The 18654-nt window shown below is 44.8% G+C and carries 16 protein-coding genes; 6 read left to right on the top strand and 10 right to left on the bottom strand.

Translation table 11 applies throughout. The features are described from left to right. Positions 1-46: 46 nt before the first annotated feature. From fabD to DYU05_RS11520, 3 genes are all read right to left on the bottom strand, one after another. Complete coding sequence (gene fabD / locus DYU05_RS11535) at positions 47-928, bottom strand: ACP S-malonyltransferase (protein ID WP_205771867.1); 882 nt, start codon at positions 926-928, stop codon at positions 47-49. A 69-nt stretch (positions 929-997) separates the two neighbouring features. After that, a complete protein-coding gene (gene folE / locus DYU05_RS11525; RefSeq protein ID WP_117383192.1) occupies positions 998-1636 on the bottom strand; it encodes a GTP cyclohydrolase I FolE in 639 nt (212 codons plus the stop codon). Positions 1637-1645: 9 nt separating this feature from the next. Continuing rightward, complete coding sequence (locus tag DYU05_RS11520) at positions 1646-2062, bottom strand: 6-pyruvoyl trahydropterin synthase family protein (RefSeq protein WP_117383191.1); 417 nt, start codon at positions 2060-2062, stop codon at positions 1646-1648. Positions 2063-2139: 77 nt separating this feature from the next. On the opposite strand from DYU05_RS11520, the gene mqnB reads away from it, so the two are divergent. Together mqnB and DYU05_RS11510 are read left to right on the top strand one after the other, a co-directional pair. Beyond that, positions 2140-2850, top strand: a complete 711-nt coding sequence (mqnB, locus tag DYU05_RS11515) for a futalosine hydrolase (protein ID WP_117383190.1) — start codon at positions 2140-2142, stop codon at positions 2848-2850. A gap of 34 nt (positions 2851-2884) precedes the next feature. Continuing rightward, positions 2885-3772 carry a menaquinone biosynthesis family protein gene (locus tag DYU05_RS11510; RefSeq protein ID WP_117383189.1) on the top strand — a complete coding sequence of 296 codons (888 nt, stop codon included), beginning with the start codon at positions 2885-2887 and terminating at the stop codon, positions 3770-3772. On the opposite strand, the gene DYU05_RS11505 is transcribed toward DYU05_RS11510, so the two are convergent. Continuing rightward, positions 3769-5004, bottom strand: coding sequence for a TlpA disulfide reductase family protein (locus DYU05_RS11505; RefSeq protein ID WP_117383188.1), 1236 nt, complete (start codon positions 5002-5004; stop codon positions 3769-3771). The genes DYU05_RS11510 and DYU05_RS11505 overlap by 4 nt on opposite strands. 52 nt (positions 5005-5056) lie before the next feature. Next, positions 5057-6196 (bottom strand): acyl-CoA dehydrogenase, encoded by a 1140-nt coding sequence (locus DYU05_RS11500; RefSeq protein ID WP_117383187.1) that lies wholly within the window; start codon positions 6194-6196, stop codon positions 5057-5059. Between the two features lie 568 nt (positions 6197-6764). On the opposite strand from DYU05_RS11500, the gene DYU05_RS11495 reads away from it, so the two are divergent. Then, the gene (locus DYU05_RS11495) at positions 6765-8813 is read left to right on the top strand and encodes a M13 family metallopeptidase (protein ID WP_117383186.1); all 2049 of its coding nucleotides are present in this window, start codon (positions 6765-6767) and stop codon (positions 8811-8813) included. Positions 8814-8886: 73 nt separating this feature from the next. Here the strand turns inward: DYU05_RS11495 and DYU05_RS11490 are convergent, their stop codons facing one another. Next, positions 8887-11091: a tetratricopeptide repeat-containing sensor histidine kinase gene (locus tag DYU05_RS11490; protein WP_117383185.1), complete on the bottom strand. Its 2205-nt coding sequence runs from the start codon at positions 11089-11091 to the stop codon at positions 8887-8889. 289 nt (positions 11092-11380) lie between these two features. Between DYU05_RS11490 and DYU05_RS11485 the strand changes: the two genes are divergently transcribed. After that, on the top strand, positions 11381-12250 hold the full coding sequence (locus tag DYU05_RS11485; protein ID WP_394339612.1) for an OmpA/MotB family protein: 870 nt from the start codon (positions 11381-11383) through the stop codon (positions 12248-12250). A gap of 284 nt (positions 12251-12534) precedes the next feature. Here the strand turns inward: DYU05_RS11485 and DYU05_RS11480 are convergent, their stop codons facing one another. Next, positions 12535-13131: a histidine phosphatase family protein gene (locus DYU05_RS11480; protein ID WP_117383183.1), complete on the bottom strand. Its 597-nt coding sequence runs from the start codon at positions 13129-13131 to the stop codon at positions 12535-12537. Between the two features lie 78 nt (positions 13132-13209). On the opposite strand from DYU05_RS11480, the gene DYU05_RS11475 reads away from it, so the two are divergent. Together DYU05_RS11475 and DYU05_RS11470 are read left to right on the top strand one after the other, a co-directional pair. Then, positions 13210-14316 (top strand): polysaccharide pyruvyl transferase family protein, encoded by a 1107-nt coding sequence (locus DYU05_RS11475; protein WP_165852059.1) that lies wholly within the window; start codon positions 13210-13212, stop codon positions 14314-14316. Next, a complete protein-coding gene (locus DYU05_RS11470; RefSeq protein ID WP_117383182.1) occupies positions 14313-15704 on the top strand; it encodes a Coenzyme F420 hydrogenase/dehydrogenase, beta subunit C-terminal domain in 1392 nt (463 codons plus the stop codon). The genes DYU05_RS11475 and DYU05_RS11470 overlap by 4 nt, the downstream gene beginning before the upstream one ends. On the opposite strand, the gene DYU05_RS11465 is transcribed toward DYU05_RS11470, so the two are convergent. The 3 genes from DYU05_RS11465 to DYU05_RS11455 are packed head-to-tail and all read right to left on the bottom strand — an operon-like array spanning position 15685 to position 18342. Then, positions 15685-16653: a glycosyltransferase family 9 protein gene (locus tag DYU05_RS11465; RefSeq protein WP_117383181.1), complete on the bottom strand. Its 969-nt coding sequence runs from the start codon at positions 16651-16653 to the stop codon at positions 15685-15687. The two genes, DYU05_RS11470 and DYU05_RS11465, sit on opposite strands and share 20 nt — an antisense overlap. A 12-nt stretch (positions 16654-16665) precedes the next feature. Then, complete coding sequence (locus tag DYU05_RS11460; RefSeq protein ID WP_117383180.1) at positions 16666-17550, bottom strand: glycosyl hydrolase; 885 nt, start codon at positions 17548-17550, stop codon at positions 16666-16668. A gap of 15 nt (positions 17551-17565) precedes the next feature. Continuing rightward, entirely contained in the window at positions 17566-18342 is a 777-nt protein-coding gene (locus DYU05_RS11455) for a TIGR04290 family methyltransferase (protein ID WP_117383179.1), read from the bottom strand. Positions 18343-18654 lie beyond the last annotated feature (312 nt).

The raw sequence follows: 18654 nt of genomic DNA, 5'->3' as shown, positions 1-18654 counted from the left end.
AGTATTATGTTAACAACAAAGCCATCGTATTGTGATGGCTTTATAATTATCCTAATACAGCCGCTGCAGTAGGTACTTCTTTATTAACCTTCTTAACCAGCCCCTGTAGTACTTTCCCAGGGCCAACTTCGGTAAACAAGGTTGCACCATCCCTTAACATTTGCTCAACAGTTTGGGTCCAGCGTACCGGGCCTGTAAGCTGTGCAATAAGGTTCTTCTTAATCTCGTCTACGCTTGTATGCGGCTTGGCATCTATGTTTTGATAGATCGGGCAAACCGGTTCGTTAATTTCGGTATTTACGATTGCTGCCTCAAGCTCAACTCGTGCCGCCTCCATTAGTGGTGAGTGGAACGCGCCGCCCACGTTAAGTTTCATAGCGCGCTTTGCACCTGCGGCCAGCATCTTTTCGCATGCCGCATCTACACCGGCAACACTCCCAGATATAACTAATTGCCCGGGGCAGTTGTAATTTGCCGGCACAACTACATCGCTTACTTGTTGGCAAATGTCTTCTACCGTAAAATCATCTAAGGCCAATACTGCAGCCATTGTGCCCGGCTGTATATCGCACGCTTTCTGCATTGCATTTGCACGGGCTGCAACCAGTCTTAATCCGTCCTCAAATGATAGCGCACCGGCGGCAACCAACGCAGAGAATTCGCCCAACGAGTGACCTGCCACCATTTCCGGGTGGAAGTCACTCATCACCTTGGCTAATATAACCGAGTGTAAAAAAATAGCTGGCTGAGTTACGTTGGTTTGCTTCAGATCATCCTCTGTACCGTTAAACATTACATCTGTTATGCGGAAACCTAGTACCTCATTGGCTTTCTCGAATAAATCTTTTGCTTGCTCACTTTGCTCGTACAGGTCTTTACCCATACCAGGGAACTGGGCACCCTGCCCAGGGAAAATGTATGCTTTCATAATGTGACTATCCCTAAAGGATATTACTTAAAGTTTGTAATTGGCTACGTGGTGCCGTAATGTTAATCTCTAGCTAAGCCTCGATGATATCAGGTCTAAGAACTCCGTTCTGGTTTTTTCCTTCAGAAACTCGCCGGTAAAGGCCGAAGTTGTAGTTACAGAGTTTTGCTTTTGTACGCCCCTCATGCTCATACATAAATGCCGGCATTCTATCACCACACCTACTCCAATGGGTTGCAGGGTTTCTTGTATACAATCACGTATTTCATTAGTAAGGCGTTCCTGCACCTGTAGCCTGCGCGCAAAAACATCAACAACACGTGGTATTTTGCTCAAACCTACAACGTGGCCGTTTGGTATATAAGCCACGTGTGCTTTACCAAAAAATGGCAGCATATGGTGCTCACACATCGAGTATACTTCAATGTCTTTTACAATTACCATTTGGCTATAATCTTCCTTAAACATAGCCGACTCCAGGATGTCCTTAGCACTCAGGTCGTATCCCTGGGTCAGGAAAAGCATAGCTTTAGCCATCCGCTCGGGAGTTTTAAGCAAACCTTCACGATCTGGCTTCTCTCCTATTAGCTCCAAAACCTTATGGTAGTTGGCAGACAGGTCCTTAATAAGCTCGGGGTTGTATCTGTCTATTTTTTGGTAGCCGTTAATACCGGCATCCCTATCCGGAATGTTATCGTCGTCTATCATGATTAAGGTTTACCCGCCAAAGTATTCAGCAGAATTGTTCTCTGTTTCAAACAGCTTTACCGAATGTAAGAAAACACCAGGATAAGCCTCTATAGGTCCTTTTAGCTGATTGAATATTTCTATAGTGAGCAGTTCTGTAGATGCCATTTTACCGGCCATAAATTCCACATCCATGTTGATGTTTTTATGGTCAAGCTTTTCTATTACATACTCATTTATAATCTGTTTCAATTCTTTCAGGTCTATAAGATAACCTGTAGCATGCGTTATCTCCCCTTTCACCGTAACGTACAGATTATAGTTGTGACCGTGCCAGTTGGGGTTGGCACACTTACCAAAAACTTCGAAATTTTTCTCTGCGCTCCATTCTTCACGATACATGCGGTGTGCCGCATTAAAATGTTCCTTGCGCGTAATATGTATCATCATAACAATTAGTGGTGCAAATATACAAAACAAAAACAGGCAAGATGTTTTATATTAGCCGTCAAAAACAACGCCATATGCGCATTTTGTTTGTAGCTGCCACGGGTATGGAGGTAGGTGGCTTTATACTTGATTTTGGCTTTAGAGTGTCCGACTCTGAGAAGAAGAACATTTTTACTATTCCTGGCAGCGACGAATCTTTGCAGAATACCTTGTTAATAACCGGCGTAGGTATGGTTGCTACCGCTTTTGCTTTAGGTAAAGAGCTGGCCACTAACCAATATGACCTTGCCGTTAATTTGGGTATTGGCGGCAGCTTTGACCGCAGTATAGCATTGGGTGAAGTGGTGGAGATAACCGATGACACGTTAGCGGAATTAGGTGCCGAAGACGATGACGCTTTTTTACCCATCAGCATTATGGGTTTAGGAGAAAGCACCTTTAAGGCTACCCAATCGGTAGCGGATCTGTTTGAAGGTGCAAAGTCAGGACACTTTTCGCAGACCATTAAGAAAGTAAACGCCATTACGGTAAATACCGTTCATGGTGAAAAAGCTTCTATAGATAAGGTATCTGAGCGGTTAAATCCACAACTGGAGAGTATGGAAGGCGCTGCTTTCTTTTACGCCTGCCAGCACGCAGGTATTCCTGCAATACAAATCAGGGCTGTGTCAAATTATGTCGAAAAGCGCAACCGGGACAACTGGCAGATAGGGCTTGCTGTTAAAAATCTGGATAACTTTGCAGTGTCGTTCCTCAAAGACCTGAAAGCTTTTAACAAACTTTAGTCTTCACTAGGCCAGCGGCGGTTATACTACTTTTATGAAATTAACTATCGGCTTTTCGCCCTGCCCCAACGATACCTTTATATTTGATGCATTAATTCATCATAAAATAGATACTGAAGGACTGGAGTTTGAGGTGTTTTATGATGATGTGGAGACGCTTAACCAAAAAGCCTTCCGCGGAGAACTGGATGTAACTAAGTTAAGCTACCATGCGTTTGCTTACGCAGCCGAAAAATATATCCTGCTGGATAGTGGCAGCGCTCTTGGCTTTGGCGTAGGGCCAATGCTGATATTTAAACCGCCATTTGAGGGTACAGTTAATGTAAATAGCGAACTTGACCAATCCGGAGATGTTTCACGCCTGGCAGATGTTGTTGCGGGTTCGAAAATCGGAATTCCCGGCAAGTACACCACCGCAAATTTCTTGCTGAGCCTTGCATTTCCTGACGCTACCAATAAAACAGAGATCGTATTTTCTGAAATTGAGAACTCCGTTATTAACGGCACTATTGATTTCGGCCTTATTATACACGAGAACCGCTTTACTTACCAGGACCGTGGCCTTGCAAAGCTAATAGACCTTGGCGACTACTGGGAGAAACGTACCGGATGCGCGATTCCGCTTGGCGGAATAGTAGCCAACCGCAATTTGCCTGCCGACATTCAGCACAAAGTGAACCGTGTACTTAAGCGGTCTGTAGAGTTTGCCTTTGCCAATCCAAAATCCGGCCTCGAGTACATTCGCTCGCATGCGCAGGAAATGAGCGAAGAGGTGATGTACAAACACATCGACCTCTACGTTAATGAATACTCGTTGGACCTGGGCACTGAAGGAAAAAAAGCCGTTAAGCTGCTGTTCGACACTGCACTGGAAAAGGAGATTATCCCTGCTATCAGTGCCGATCTGTTCCTTAACCCTTAAAGGGCCTTCTCGGCCAGCAGATCATCAGTCAGCTTCTCAAATTCAGAAATAAATTCTGTGTAATGTTCTCCTGTACCGGGGCCGCTAAAGCCGGTGTGTATTTTCCGTACGTCTCCGCTTTTATCAATAATAATGGTTGTTGGGAAACCTACCACTTTTGTAAGCATAGGTAAACTTTTCGCTGTTTCTACCTTATTATTTGTATATCCTGTTATAAGCAGCGGATATTTGATGTCGAAACGGGTCTTGAGCTGCGCCAATGTTCGCTGAGATTTAGCGAAGTCGGTAGTGCGCTCATAGGCCAGGCCGACAACTTCTACTCCGCGGGAATGGTACTTCTTATAATAATTTACCATGTAAGCGGTCTCATCCATACAGTTGGGGCACCAAGAACCAAGTATCTGCACAATAACCACCTTGTTCTTAAAACGCTGATCATCTAACGACACGGGTTTCCCTTCAATATCCTTAAAGTTGAACGCGAGCTTTTTGTAACCCGGCTTTAAGGCTGCAAGCGAATAAGCATCCGGCAGTTTGGCGTTCTCGTTACGTACAGCAGTCCAGGTTTCCTTACCGCTGATCCCAGCGTAGAACTTTCCATCAGCAAGAGTATTATCATCAGTAATATTAGCTGTGAACAGGAAAGCGTGCCCGCCGTCAAAGCAGCTGAGGTATAGTTTATTGCCGTTTACTACTCCCTCCAGGTACCGGTAATCGCCTGTGGTGGTCAGGAATGTACCGGTAACTTTTGCGCCGGTTTGCTTAAACTCACCGACGGTAGTGTCCCTGCTGTCGCCTTCGCCAAATATGGCCGACCAACGCCCTGAAACATTATACTTTGGTTTCTCTGTGTCTTTAAAAAAGCGGTAAGGGGTATTGGGCGTGGCTGCAAACTCCATGGCTACATCCTTTTCACCAAGGTGCCGTATATATTGGCCTTTTAATCCTGCAGCATCCTGCTTGAGCCTGAACTCCGAATCGAACAAAGGCATTTTAATAAATACCGAATCCCCTTTGCCGGTTACCTCAGGCACCTTAAAGTGTTCGGTGCTGTTAATAATGGCAACCTGCTGTTTGCCTGTTCCGCTTACCTCAAAGTTGAAGGGGATCTCGTTGCCTGATGTGGTCTTTAATGCTCCGCGCCATAACCCTTTAGTAAGTTTGGTTTGCGCTGTTGCTATTTGCGAAAGCCCGGCTAAAAGCACCGAGCCTATCAATAATTTCTTAATCATGAAATAGTCTACTAAATCTATATACTTTCAAAAGTATATAAAAGCAGGCAAACTATTTTAAAACTTCACGGGATATTACAATTCTTTGAATTTCTGACGTGCCTTCATATATCTGTGTAATCTTGGCATCTCGCATCAAGCGTTCCACATGGTATTCTTTTACGTAACCATAGCCGCCATGTATCTGGACAGCTTCTACGGTGGTCTTCATGGCCGTCTCCGAAGCAAACAGCTTTGCCATAGACGCCGCCTGCGCGTAAGGCAGTTTGTTGTCTTTAAGCCATGCGGCGCGATAGCATAACAAACGCGCAGCTTCTATCTCTGTAGCCATATCGGCCAGTTTAAATTGTATGGCCTGCAGATCGGCTATTGTTTTTCCAAATGCCTGGCGCTCCTTTGCATACTGTACCGATAGTTCATAAGCTCCCGCTGCAATGCCTAACGCTTGTGATGCTATCCCTATTCGCCCGCCTTCCAGCGTAGCCATAGCAAACTTAAACCCAAATCCGTCCTCACCTATTCTGTTCTCTTTGGGTATTTTTACATCAGTAAACATCAGCGAATGCGTGTCTGATCCACGTATCCCCAGTTTATTTTCTTTTGCACCAACCGTGAAGCCGGGCATACCTTTCTCTACTATCAGCGCGTTAATGCCGCGGTGCTTTTTAGAGGCGTCAGTTTGCGCCATTACTATATATGTAGATGCAGAATTTCCGTTGGTGATCCAGTTCTTGGTGCCATTAAGCAGATAATGGTCGCCCATGTCTATTGCTGTTGTACGCTGAGATGTAGCATCAGACCCAGCTTCGGGTTCGCTGAGGCAAAACGCGCCTATAACCTGGCCCTGCGCTAAAGGCATCAGGTATTTTTGCTTTTGTTCCTCGGTGCCAAATTTTTCCAGTCCGTAACATACAAGTGAATTGTTTACCGATACCACAACCGATGCGGAAGCATCTACCTTTGATAGTTCTTCCATTACCAGCACGTAAGATATTGCATCCATCCCGCTGCCGCCGTACTCCGGCGAAACCATCATGCCCATAAAGCCAAGTTCACCCAGCGCCTTAATCTGCTCGGCAGGAAATTTCTGGTGCTCATCGCGCTCAATCACACCAGGCTTCAGCTCGTTCTGCGCAAAATCGCGCGCTGCCTGGCGTATCATTAACTGTTCTTCGGTAAGTTCAAAATGCATATGGCTAAAGTAAAGTATTATGCACGCATAGCAAAATTTACAGCACAAAAAAAGAGAGCTTTTTGTGAAGCTCCCTTTTCCCCTAATTAATTTAAACTATTGATTAAACCCAAAAAAAAGAACAATTCATCTCAACTTGGGCTACTGAGAATTCAATTTAGCCTGAACACCGGAAAACGTTTTTACATAGGTAGATGTATCAATATTTTCAAGGATGTATGCAGGGCTGTGTAGTTTTAAACAAAACTTGCGCCAATATTTTGTTATCTTTTAACCATTAGTAAAGCATCAAGCAATCCGGCCAAAGTCACATAAGTAATCATAACCGCAGTTTTTATTGTGATTACCAGAATTTTATGAAAAAATACGCTGTTTGTGTGATGATTGATGCAATGCGTTTTTCTATTGTCTTACAACTTTTGTGTTTGCCTTTGCAGAAAAATAATCTTTAATGAATCACATAATTTATTTTTATGCTGAAATTAAATTAACTATGTACAAATAATTAACACCTCAATTCTGTTTTACCATACAACTCCTGTATTTTTAAACATACACCGTCTTAAAAATGAACAAAAAAGTAAACATAAAAGCCCTGGTAGTAATTGGCGCCTCAGCCCTGTTACTCGGCTCGTGTAAACAAGCCGCCGATAAAGACTATGCGGCTAATGATCCGTTAGCAAAGAACATGGACAGCACCGCTAAACCCGGCGACGACTTTTTCCAGTATGCCAATGGTACCTGGCTAAAAAACAATCCAATCCCGGGGGCTTATTCTTCATGGGGTATTGGCAACCTGGTACAAGACGACCTGCGCAATAAACTCAGGAAGATAAACGAGGATGCTTTAACGGCCAATGCCGCAAAAGGAAGCAACACGCAAAAGATAGGCGACTTTTACTTTAGCGGAATGGACACTGTGGGTATAGAGAAGCAAGGGCTTACACCGCTTAAAGAGGAACTTGCCCGTATAGATGCCATTAAAGATGTAAAACAGCTTGTTTCGACATTTGCCAGTTTATCTAACATTGGCGTTACTACACCTATTGCAGCTTATGCCGGGCAGGACGACCGCAACAGCGAGAAGATAGTAATGCAGCTTTACCAAAGCGGCATTGGCCTGCCCAATAGAGATTACTATTTTAACACCGACGAGCACACGGCAGCTGTACGTACCGATTACCAGCAGAAACACTTACCTGCGCTCTTTAAATTTCTTGGTGTTGCAGATGCCACAGCACCAACCGCAAAAACATACGAGCTGGAAAAGTTTTTGGCTCAAAACAGCCGTAAGCTGGAAGACCTGCGCGATCCCTACCGTAACTACAATAAAATGCCGGTTGCTGATTTAGCTAAACTGGCGCCGCTGGTAAACTGGAAGGAGACTTTCGAGGCCATGTATTACAAGAATGTGGACACGGTAATTGTTGGGCAGCCCGAGTATTACAAAGCTGTGAACACGGCTCTAACCAAATTTAGCATTGATGACTGGAAAAGCTATCTGCGCAAAAACCTGCTGGACGAGTACGGCCCTTATCTTAATAAAGCCATTGTAGATGAGGACTTCCGTTTCAACGGAACGGTTATCTCCGGGCGTAAAACGCAGCTGCCGCGCTGGAAAAAAGTTATTGACCGCGAGAACAGCATCATGGGTGAAGTACTGGGGCAAATATTTGTGAAAGAGTACTTCCCTGAGGAAACCAAAAAGCGGTATACCGATATGGTTGAGGCTGTGCGCGCATCGTTTAAGGAGCACATAGAAAAACTGGACTGGATGAGCGCGGAAACCAAGAAGAGGGCTTTCGACAAATTAGCGAAGGTATATCCTAAAGTGGGCTTCCCGGATAAATGGAGAGATTACAGCGACCTGGAGATTGACCGATCATCTTATGCCGCAAATGTAATGCGCGGCAATGTATTTACCCGTAAGATAAACGCGGCTAAGCTTGGCAAACCGGTCGACCGCACCGAATGGGGCATGACACCGCAAACCTATAATGCCTACTACAATCCGTCCAATAACGAGATTGTACTTCCTGCTGCTATATTTATGGTACCCGGCGTACGTGATCAGGATATTGATGATGCTGTAGTTTACGGCTATGGTGCAGCATCAACCATTGGCCACGAAATAACCCACGGCTTTGACGACCAGGGTCGCCAATACGACGAAAAAGGGAATCTGAAAGCCTGGTGGACGCCGCAGGATTCGGCAAAGTTTGCACAACGTGCAGAAATGCTGGTACAACAGTTTAACGGCTACAAGGTTAACGACCTGCATGTGAACGGCAAGGCTACCCTGGGCGAAAACATTGCCGACCTTGGCGGTATAGTTATTGGCCTGGATGCTTTTAAAAAGACAAAGCAATATAAAGAAGGCAAAAAGATAAACGGCCTTACACCGGTACAGCGCTACTTTATGGGTTATGCGCTTGGCTGGCTGGGGCACGACCGTAAAGAGGCTTTATCTAACCAGTTACTGGTAGATGTACACTCTCCCGGTTTCTTGCGGGTGAACGGGCCATTTACCGATGTACCGGAGTTTTATGAGGCATTTCACATCAAAAAAGGTGACAAAATGTGGCTGGACCCTGATAAACGAGTGAAGATCTGGTAACCAATTTAGCAGTAAAGAAAGAGCCGCACGTATACACGTGCGGCTCTTTTGGTTTATTACCACGACAGTTTCATCAGTCGCGCCCTAATGGCAGGCTGAAGCTGAATGTGGTACCTACCCCCTGTTCGCTAATTACCCATATCTTTCCGTTACATCTTTCTATCAGATCTTTACAAAATAGTAAACCTAACCCGGTACCCAGTTCTTTATTGGTGCCTACCTGGCTATCTACCCGCTCTTTAAACAGCTTGCTTAGCTGTGTCGCGTCCATTCCCGAGCCGGAGTCTTTAATGCTTATTACTACTTTGTTGGCCTCGCGTATTGCACACACCCCAATGGTGTCGCCTTTAGCGGTAAATTTAATGGCGTTGGTAACCAGGTTGCGGATAACTATACGGATAGAGTTTGGATCTGCCAGCGCGCTGAGGCCGGCAGGGACCTGATCTGTAAGCGAAACTCCCTTTTTAGCGGCTGAATTAACGTAACTATCTATTTCATATTTTAAAACGTCTTTAACTCTAAATGTAGAGACACTGTTTGCAAAGCTCGAAAGTTGGCTGTTTATCCAAAACAGTAGCGTATCTAAAAAGTCAGATGTGTAATCAAGGTTTTTAATTACCCCTGGTATCATGTCCAGCATTTCCTGGTGGGTAATACTTTCATCCTGCAATAGGTCGAAAACGCCGCGCAAAGTGCTTAACGGTGCCCGAAGGTCGTGCGCGAGAATAGATATTAAGCGGTCCTTTAAAGAATTCAGGTCGTTCAGCTTATGCGTTTGCTCATCCAGGCTGGCCTTTTGCAGTATTACTTCACTGTTTTTTACCTCCAGTAATGCGTTTATTTTTTGCTGTGCTTTTTTCTGCCTGTAATAACTAAACAGGATGATGACCATGGCCACTATCACAACGAAAGATATGATGATAAGGGAACGCTGCCTGGCTATTTCCTGCTGAAATAACAGGTTGCGGTCACGCTCTTCCTCTTTTAACTGCCGCTCTTTAGTAGAAAAATCCAGCGCATAATTGTATGAGGTAAGCTTTTGTATACTCTCGTTATCTTTCAACTTAGTTTTAATAGAGAGGTACTCGTTGAGGTACCTGTAGGCTTCATTAAATCTGTTAAGCCCCGCAAGTGTCTCGCTTAGTTGTTGCGATGCCTTGGCGCGTACCGATATGTTTTTAAGCTGCCCGGCTAATTTGTAGCCCTGCATGGCATTATCATACGCCTTGCTATAATTGTGCTGCATATTATACACCGTAGACAAGCCTATAAGCGCGTAAGCCTGATTATACACATACTTGTATTTTTGAGAGAGCTGCACGGCGGTGTCCAGGTAAAGCAGTCCTTTTGCACTGTTGTTGGTATAAGCAAAACAAAGCCCCAGGTCGGTGTATAACGAGCATAAGCCATCTATATCCCCCTGCCGTTTGGCTACCGCGAGAGACTGAGTAAGGTTGTTAACGGCTTTTTTATACTGCTTTTGCGCAAGCAGCACCTCGCCAATATTTTCATTTACGGTACCAACTGCCTGGTAACTTTTTGTACCCTTAAAAAGCCGCAATGCTTTTTCGAAATACTCAAGCGCTGTTGGGTAAACCTCCATACTTTGCAGCACCACGCCAATATTGTTATACAACTCTGCCGAGGGTATACGGTATTGATTTTTTACGGCGATGTAAAGCCCTTTGTAGTAAAAATCGAGCGCTTTAGAAAGTTCGCCCTGGCTGTAGTATATCACACCAATATTTTTATAGTTATTGGTTAGCGCAGGTTCATCGTCTATACGCTTATTAATAACCAGTGCCAGGTTTAGGTATTTAAGCGCATCATGGTAATTAGCCAGCAGATTATACATTCTCCCTAACGATACATATGCCGCGCTTAGCCCTTTGTCGTTCTTAAGCTGCTTAAATATTGCTATCGCTTCCTCTAAATCGCGCTTAGCAGGGTCTGACCGTCCTTTAAAATAGTTTACATGGCCGGTTTGCAGCAGGCCATTAGCAATGCCTTCGGGATAGTTTATCTTCCTGGCCAATTCCACACCCTTTTGGGCGAAGTAAAATGCGCTATCGGGGTTCGACTGAAAGTAGTTGGATGCCAGCCGAATCAGGCGGTTTACCTTCACAGTATCGCCAAACAAGCTGTCCCCGGCAGGGGCATTCAAGAGGGTTTTAATGCTATCTACACCCCGGCTGCGTGGTGACGCAAATACCGACAGAACTAAAAGGCAATTGGCTACGGCGAGCAATATTATATTGCGTATGTACTTAAAGAGCATTATAGACGCTGGATCGGTTTAAAACATTAGGAGTCAACTTATACGGTAACAAAGGCCTGCATTGTTGCCCTTCGGTATTATTTTATGCAGATTACGCTTTTTTTGTTGTTTGCGGATGTCATTTCGAAAAATACAGTTGCGATATGCTATTATTTAAATTATAAGTGCCGCCCGTTTAACCAACAGCTAAATAACTGTCATACAGCGACTTTTTCGGCTAAACAAAACTTTTTCGCATGGAGCAGGTTATTACTAACTGTTAAATATTTAATAAACCCAATCCTATAACATTATGAAACTCCAACTAACAATTCCGGCGCTATTTATTGCGGCTGTAATGGTATCAAGTTGCGTAAGCTCCAAAAAGTACAAGGACCTACAGGCCAGTTATGACAAACTGGACAGCAATACACGCGAAATGCGCGGTAAATACTTATTAACAGAACGCAACTTTGCCGTAGCTAACGGCCGAATAACCAGCCTTGAAGAACAACTGAACTCCGAAAGGGCGAACGCCAAACAATTGCAGGATGCTTTAAGCAAGTGTTTGAACTCCAGCAGCCAGGGCAACGTAAATATATCTAAACTGGTTGATGAAATTAACGCGTCAAATAAATATATACAGCAGCTGGTTAATGCCAAGAACAAGAGCGACTCGCTTAACATGGTGCTTACCAATAACCTTACCCGCTCACTCAGTCAGCAGGAAATGAAGGATGTTGACGTGAAGGTGTTAAAAGGTGTGGTTTATATTTCCCTTGCAGACAACATGCTGTACAAATCCGGCAGCTACGAAGTGAATGACCAGGCCGGCCAAACCCTTAGCAAGATTGCTAAAATCATAAAAGACTACAGCAACTACGATGTGCTGATAGAAGGAAACACGGATAACGTGCCGATCTCACAAAAGAACATCCGTAACAACTGGGACCTGAGCGCACTCAGGGCGTCATCAGTAGTGCAGGTGTTGCAGAACAACTACCAGGTTGACCCGAAACGTTTAACAGCAGGCGGCCGTGGCGAGTATAACCCGATTGCCGATAACAGCACCCCAAGCGGCAAGGCGCAAAACAGGCGTACTCAAATTATCATCACCCCTAAGCTGGACCAGTTTATGGACCTGATTAATAAGGCACCTGAGAAAGACGCACAGAAATAACCGTTGCCCATCAATATTAAAGGGCTGTCTTAACGATTTAAGGCAGCCCTTTTTTCTTTTCATTTTAGGATTTTCACACCTGTATTTTCACCTATATCATGCAAATAAAAGTGAAAATGGCCGTGTAAATTGGTGTGGTTTTTAAAGGTGTGCGCTTACACTTTAAGCCTAAAACCGCCAAATTGATGTTATTTGAACCCTTTTTTGATGGTTTACAAAGAGTGTTCAAAAATGCAATTTATGCCCCTGGCACAAAAAAAACTGAACACTTTTGAACACTTGGGCTAAAGGTCGGAGATGTCATTTAACAATGTAACGCGCGCTGTTTCCGGATACAACTCCAGTACCGATACCGATGCCGGGCTGATCTCGATGCGCTGCATCATATCTATAGGCATACCCAGGTAAAAAGCCAAAGCAGCTTTTATGATGTCGGAGTGGCTTACTACTATTATGGTGTCATTAACATGCTCGTTGCGCAACCTCTCTAAGGCAGATACTATGCGGGTCTGCGCTTCCAGCATCAACTCCCCACCCGGAATGCGGGTGCCGCTGCGGAAGGTATTAAAGAGCTTAAATTGCTCATCACCTTCAAGTTCTGAAATGGTTTTGTTTGTCCAGTCGCCAAAATCCAGTTCTTGTAAATCCCCAAGGATGTTACAGGTAAGGTTTAATGCTTGGGCAATCGGCCTTGCTGTTTCCTCTACCCGCTGTATGGGGCTGCTAAAAACAGCAGAGGCGCCGGCAACTGATAACTTCTTTGCCAAAGACTCAGCCTGTACCATTCCTTGCTTACTTAAAGGTACCCCCGGCGTGCGTCCAAGCAGGTGAGTTCCGGTAAGATTTGTTACTGCATGGCGTACAAGTAAAATTTTGGTCATGTAAAGCTAAACTTAATAGATAAGTATTTGTTTTAAGTTGACCAACCGCGTACTTATCGAACATTTAAATTAATTACCTTGAACAACAAATCCGCTATTTCCCTTAAAATAGGTGTGCTTACATTTCACCGGTGTATAAATTACGGCAGTTACTGGCAATCCCGCTGCCTTGCAGAAGGTCTGCAGGAACGAGGTCATGAGGTTGAGATTCTTGATCATCACTCCAGCCGCGTAAACTTTTCTGAATGGAAATGCGGCCTGCAACCCGTTCTACCAACGCCGGTACCTGCTGGCGACAGGCCTCTTTATCGCGAAAAAATGGAGAAGTTCTTTAAGTTGTTTGATAAAATGCCATTATCAAAACCTTTCCCGCTGGATGATCCGTCTAAAATGGAAGAATATGATGTTGTTGTAGTTGGCAGTGATGAGGTCTGGAACCTGTCTCACCCATGGTATAGCTACTGCCCTTTGTTTTATGGCGATGGGTTAAGAGCAAAGCACCTGATATCTTACGCAGCCAGTTTTGGAAATTACTCTTCTTCGTGGGGGTTAGACCCCGACTGGGCAAAGAAGCTTTATAATTTTGACAACATTTCCGTTCGGGACGATAACTCAGCTACTATTGTTAAAAATGCACTCGGTGTTGAGCCTGCCTTTGTGCTGGATCCATGCCTGCAGTTCCCAATTAATGCCGATAAACGGGATCTAAGCAATATCAAACAACCATTTGCAGCTGTATACGGCCATAACTTTTCAGACTTTTTCATAAAAGAAGTAAAGGCCTGGGCTGAACGTACCGGCACGCCGTTAATCAGCATAGGCTATCGTAATGATTGGGCCGATGAGCAGTGGTTAACAGCAGATCCGCACGATTTCGCGAACTTCATTGCCTTATCACAATGTGTTATCACTAACTTTTTCCATGGTTGCGTTTTCGCACTTAATAACGCAAAGCCGTTTGTGTGTGAACTATCTACCTACCGTAGCAATAAAGTGCAGGGACTAATGAAAACTGTTGGCGGCGAAAAGCACCTTATAGCTGATGGCACTGCTGCACATGTATACAGCGCACGCCTGTCAGAACCTTTAGACGAGCAGATATTCGAGAATATACGTGAGTTGCAGAAGCAGTCGAATGACTTTCTTGATGAAGCTTTGACACTTAAAACGGCAGAGCTTTCATGAGTGGCCTGGTGAGTCCGAGAGACATTGTAAAATCCGGATTATGCATTGGCTGCGGGAGTTGCGTTGCGCAAGCATTAACCGAGGATATAAGTGTCAGAATGAAGTTTGATGCTCATGGGGAGCTAAAGCCAGAAGGCCCGCAGGAGTGGTTTGAACGGGCGACTGAGCAATTCACCGCCACCTGTCCGTTTTCGCCAATGGCCAAAAATGAAGACGATTTATCGTCGGTTCTTTTTCCTGCTGCACCCAAACACAGCAGTGCAATAGGCCGTACTCAAAGCAACTTTGTGGGCCACGTTGCCGAGCAGGATTTTCGCATAAACGGCAGTTCTGGCGGAATGGTAACATGGGTTGCCACAGAACTAATGCGACGTGGGTTAATAGATGGGGTAGCGCATGTTATTGCTACCGAAAACCCGAACGAAGAAGGTCGCTTTTTTAAATATCGTATCTCCCGCACCGAAGAGGAAATCCGACAGGGGGCAAAGTCACGTTATTACCCGGTTGAGCTATCAACCGTTGTGGATACAATCAAGAATACACCGGGGCGTTATGCTGTGGTTGCTGTACCCTGTATGATTAAGGCCATTCAGCTCCTCCGCCAGGAAGATGATATTCTACATGATCGTATACGTTTTACCCTTGGCTTGTTTTGCGGGCACATGAAAAGCGCACGCTTTGCTGAGAGTTTTGCTTTGCAACTGAACGTACCAATAGAAAGGGTTGAGCAGGTAGAGTACCGGTATAAATATCCTGATCGCCCGGCCAACTGGTACAATGCGATGCTAAAGCTTGACGACGGACGAATGTTAAACCAGGATTGGTGGCATTTAAAAGATGGCGACTGGGGTGCGGGATTCTTCATGAACTCGGCATGCAATTTTTGCGATGATGTGGTAGCCGAAACTGCCGATATCTCTTTTGGAGATGCTTGGGTAGAGCCATACTCATCAGACGGGAAGGGCACAAACGTAGTGGTTGTTCGTTCGCCATTAATTGAGCAAATTGTTTCGGAGGCGATACAAACACAGCGGTTACAGCTACAGGAAGTTGATAATGAGTTTATAGAGAACACCCAAGCGGCGGGCTTAAGGCAACGACGAGAAGGCCTTGCATACCGGCTCACCTGGGCAGCAAAAGGAATTCAGCCTGTAAAACGAGTAAAAGCAGATGCTAAAAGGCCAGCACCCGATCGCAAAAGGATTTATCGCGTTCGCTTCAACATCTCCAAATGGAGCCACAAATTCTTTTGGTTAAGCAGGAAGATGGGCGTACCCGCGATTTATTTAGGATGGGCACGTTTAGTGGCTGCCTTTTATCATGGTGTAGCGTATCATCAGGGTAAAAAAAGTGAAATGATGACCCGCTTTAAGCAACTGGGCGAATAGCGGACGCATGCACGAGCTTGCTCAACTCAAATGAAACCCGGTCTACAACGGAACTCCAATTGCCTTGTTCTTGCTGCCTGAATAAGCGCATTGACGGATACCAGGGGCTGTAATCACCATTGCTCATCCATCGCCAGTCCGGATCAGCGTGCAGCAATGTCCATACGGGTACATTTAATGCGCCTGCCAAATGTGCCGGCATTGAGTCCACTGTTATCAACAGATCGAGGCCTGAAATAACTCGGGCATAATCATAAAGATTAAAGCTTCCGGGGTGAACTCCTGATGATTTATCCCATCCGGCGTTAACCGCATCATCTTGCAGAATGTAAAAGTTGACATCATGCCTGTCCAGCAACGGCTTAACAGCAGAGAAAGGCAGGCAACGGCCCGGGTTCCAGTTTCCAGCTCTCCAAACAATGCCTACTGACAGATGGCTGTTATTTGCTAAAATTGTGGGCGACACTTGCAAATAAGGGACCTCTGAAGGAAGCGTTTCTATAGTCGACCGGAATATATAAGGCAACTCCATTACCTCTATATCAACGTCATACTCTACATCCGGTGCACCATCATGTAAAGGTATTAACCGGTCTATGCCGTTTACGCTCTTAAGCAAATCCAACAGCGCGGGTTGCGCCCATACAATAACCTCTTTAGCAATCTGCCTTAATTTAGGCACATACCTGATAAACTGTATCGTATCTCCCAAACCATGATAACACCGCACCAGTACGCGCTTACCATTCAGCGGGGTACCATCCCAAATATTTTGGAAATGTCTCGGCAAGTTAATATCGCGGTTTACCCCTTCAGCCATAGCCTTGTCGCTAAACTGCCAGGCCTTTTTAAAGTCGCCTCTTAGCATGCACTTCATCCAGGTGTCAGGAACATCGTCGTAATGTTCCTGATCTGCCACAAAGTTATTGAGATGTTGTTTGTTTGCCATAGCTAGTCACGTTTATGCATATCGCTTCATCATCTCCACGCAAAAGTCTGCGTACTCTTGTATGTTCTGCGGAGCGCTGGTGTGATGTGGTCTTATTCCTTTAGATTCTGGGGTAAAGCAAAAAGTAACGGTAAGGTCAAACTCCTCAAGCGCTTTCATCATCTTATCAAACCAACGCGTTGCGTCCGGTCTTAAATAATCTGCCCAGCTTAATCCGGTACGCAGGCGCTTAACACCTAGCTTGCGAAGCCACTCTACAGCTGGCTCCAGCCGGTGATCTTCAAAATGGAACCATTGGCAAATGCCAAACTCTGGTGTATAATCAGAAAAGTGCTTTGCTGCAAGCTTTGGCGTGCCATCTTCATGCAGTATGCCCATGTAAAAGTGTCTGTAGTACGATGATCCTTCAGCTTCGCGATGCCGTGTAGTTGCCTCCCAGGCTTTTGGCAAATCATAAAGGCTGTACCAATGTACGCGGTCAACCCTGCCGCTAAGTAACTCTGCAGTACGCCTGAAGCCAAACTCCTGTACTTCTTCAGCTCCAAATGTTGATATCCCAACTTCCGTAACCCACACCGGCAGATCTGTAACAGCTTCAATTTCGGCTATTTTATCCGGCCACTCGTTTATATTCCAGTGATTCCAATCCAACGGAAAGCCATGTACTGCTACAGCGTCTAAATCGTCAAGAGTGCCTCGTTCTTTTAACCGTTGTAGAAATGCAGTATCAATCGGCGACATGCCGCCAAGCACCCGCGTAATCCCAGGGTTTTCGGTTTTAACGGCATTAGCTGCCAGCTTAACCATGTCAGAAAAAATGTGCCACTCCGGATCGACCTCGAAATCCCAGTGTGATTTATTATTTGGTTCGTTCCAGAATTTAACTGCTTCAATCATATATAGTATCTTAATTTATTTTTTGGGGTAAACCGCCCGCGGCTGATTATCAATTAAATTGCCTCTTTTGCATATATACACCTCCAGTTCCGGGTGTTGAACAATCTCGAAACCAGCACTCCTGAGCATAGCCTCCATACCGGAGCGATTAGGTATCCACCAATTGGTAGGATCCTGCGAATAACGGTGTTCTATAAAGTACATCTGGGGGAAATCGCGGCTTTCAAATATTTGCGTATTCCAGAAGTTATAATCAGCTTCAACCGGCTGAACCTGATCGCTTCCGCGCTGCATAGACTGGAATATCAGCATATCGCCAACTACATTGTCATATAAAAGGTCAAGGGCCAGCAGCGGATGCCTTAAGTGATAAAGCACGCCCATAAATATCACTATATCAAACTTTTCACCCAGTGAACCCACGTCGTAAACAGACATGTTCCTGAACTCAATATCAGCATCCAATACCTTTGCTGCATAACGGGCCTGTGCCAGGTATTGCTCGTCGGAATCTAAACCAAGTACGCGGCTGGCACCCCTGCGCTTCATCTCTATAGAATAGAACCCGGCGTTACACCCGATATCCAAAACTGATTTACCGGTAAGATCTTGCGGAATAGCATCTGCGAAATTCTTGAACTTTATGTTGGGATAGTCTCCAAGGAAATGATCCGGTGCGGTTTTTACCCCGTTAAGATCAATGTTATGGAACCACTTGCCAAGCTTCTTAACATCTTCCTGAATTCTTTCAGTCGTTAGTTCCGACGTTGAAGAGGTTGTAAGATTATTCATGTAACGGTATGGATAAGTAATTATTAAGTTGATTAGGCACTACGGTGCTTTTTCTATAGAATACAAGCAAAGTAGCTTTGGATAGACAAATTTTCTTGGGGATTGTTTTTTTATCTTATTTTTTATTGATAAATCTTATTAATTAAAAACATTCTTGCTTTATTGCGGTTAGTAAAGTGTTTTATCTGTTATTTGGCAACTTTATTAATTAATAACAAATAAACCTCTGTTGCAGATTCTGGCCTTAACTTACATAACAAAAGGGTTCTTTAGGCAAGTGAACCGATCGTTTAATGCAGGTTTGTAGCTATT

Source organism: Mucilaginibacter terrenus (genome assembly GCF_003432065.1).
GTDB lineage: Bacteria > Bacteroidota > Bacteroidia > Sphingobacteriales > Sphingobacteriaceae > Mucilaginibacter > Mucilaginibacter terrenus.
Note: the sequence above shows the minus strand (reverse complement) of the source record. Positions and strands in the feature narration are given on the sequence as shown.

What these genes read in the sequence shown, in the direction of transcription:
- DYU05_RS11470 (WP_117383182.1), top strand. Translation starts at nt 14,313, where the DNA reads ATGAGTGGCCTGGTGAGTCCGAGAGACATTGTAAAATCCGGATTATGC.
- DYU05_RS11460 (WP_117383180.1), bottom strand. Translation starts at nt 17,550, where the DNA reads ATGATTGAAGCAGTTAAATTCTGGAACGAACCAAATAATAAATCACAC.
- DYU05_RS11465 (WP_117383181.1), bottom strand. Translation starts at nt 16,653, where the DNA reads ATGGCAAACAAACAACATCTCAATAACTTTGTGGCAGATCAGGAACAT.
- DYU05_RS11455 (WP_117383179.1), bottom strand. Translation starts at nt 18,342, where the DNA reads ATGAATAATCTTACAACCTCTTCAACGTCGGAACTAACGACTGAAAGA.
- DYU05_RS11480 (WP_117383183.1), bottom strand. Translation starts at nt 13,131, where the DNA reads ATGACCAAAATTTTACTTGTACGCCATGCAGTAACAAATCTTACCGGA.
- folE (WP_117383192.1), bottom strand. Translation starts at nt 1,636, where the DNA reads ATGATAGACGACGATAACATTCCGGATAGGGATGCCGGTATTAACGGC.
- DYU05_RS11510 (WP_117383189.1), top strand. Translation starts at nt 2,885, where the DNA reads ATGAAATTAACTATCGGCTTTTCGCCCTGCCCCAACGATACCTTTATA.
- DYU05_RS11495 (WP_117383186.1), top strand. Translation starts at nt 6,765, where the DNA reads ATGAACAAAAAAGTAAACATAAAAGCCCTGGTAGTAATTGGCGCCTCA.
- fabD (WP_205771867.1), bottom strand. Translation starts at nt 928, where the DNA reads ATGAAAGCATACATTTTCCCTGGGCAGGGTGCCCAGTTCCCTGGTATG.
- DYU05_RS11500 (WP_117383187.1), bottom strand. Translation starts at nt 6,196, where the DNA reads ATGCATTTTGAACTTACCGAAGAACAGTTAATGATACGCCAGGCAGCG.
- DYU05_RS11520 (WP_117383191.1), bottom strand. Translation starts at nt 2,062, where the DNA reads ATGATACATATTACGCGCAAGGAACATTTTAATGCGGCACACCGCATG.
- mqnB (WP_117383190.1), top strand. Translation starts at nt 2,140, where the DNA reads ATGCGCATTTTGTTTGTAGCTGCCACGGGTATGGAGGTAGGTGGCTTT.
- DYU05_RS11490 (WP_117383185.1), bottom strand. Translation starts at nt 11,091, where the DNA reads ATGCTCTTTAAGTACATACGCAATATAATATTGCTCGCCGTAGCCAAT.
- DYU05_RS11505 (WP_117383188.1), bottom strand. Translation starts at nt 5,004, where the DNA reads ATGATTAAGAAATTATTGATAGGCTCGGTGCTTTTAGCCGGGCTTTCG.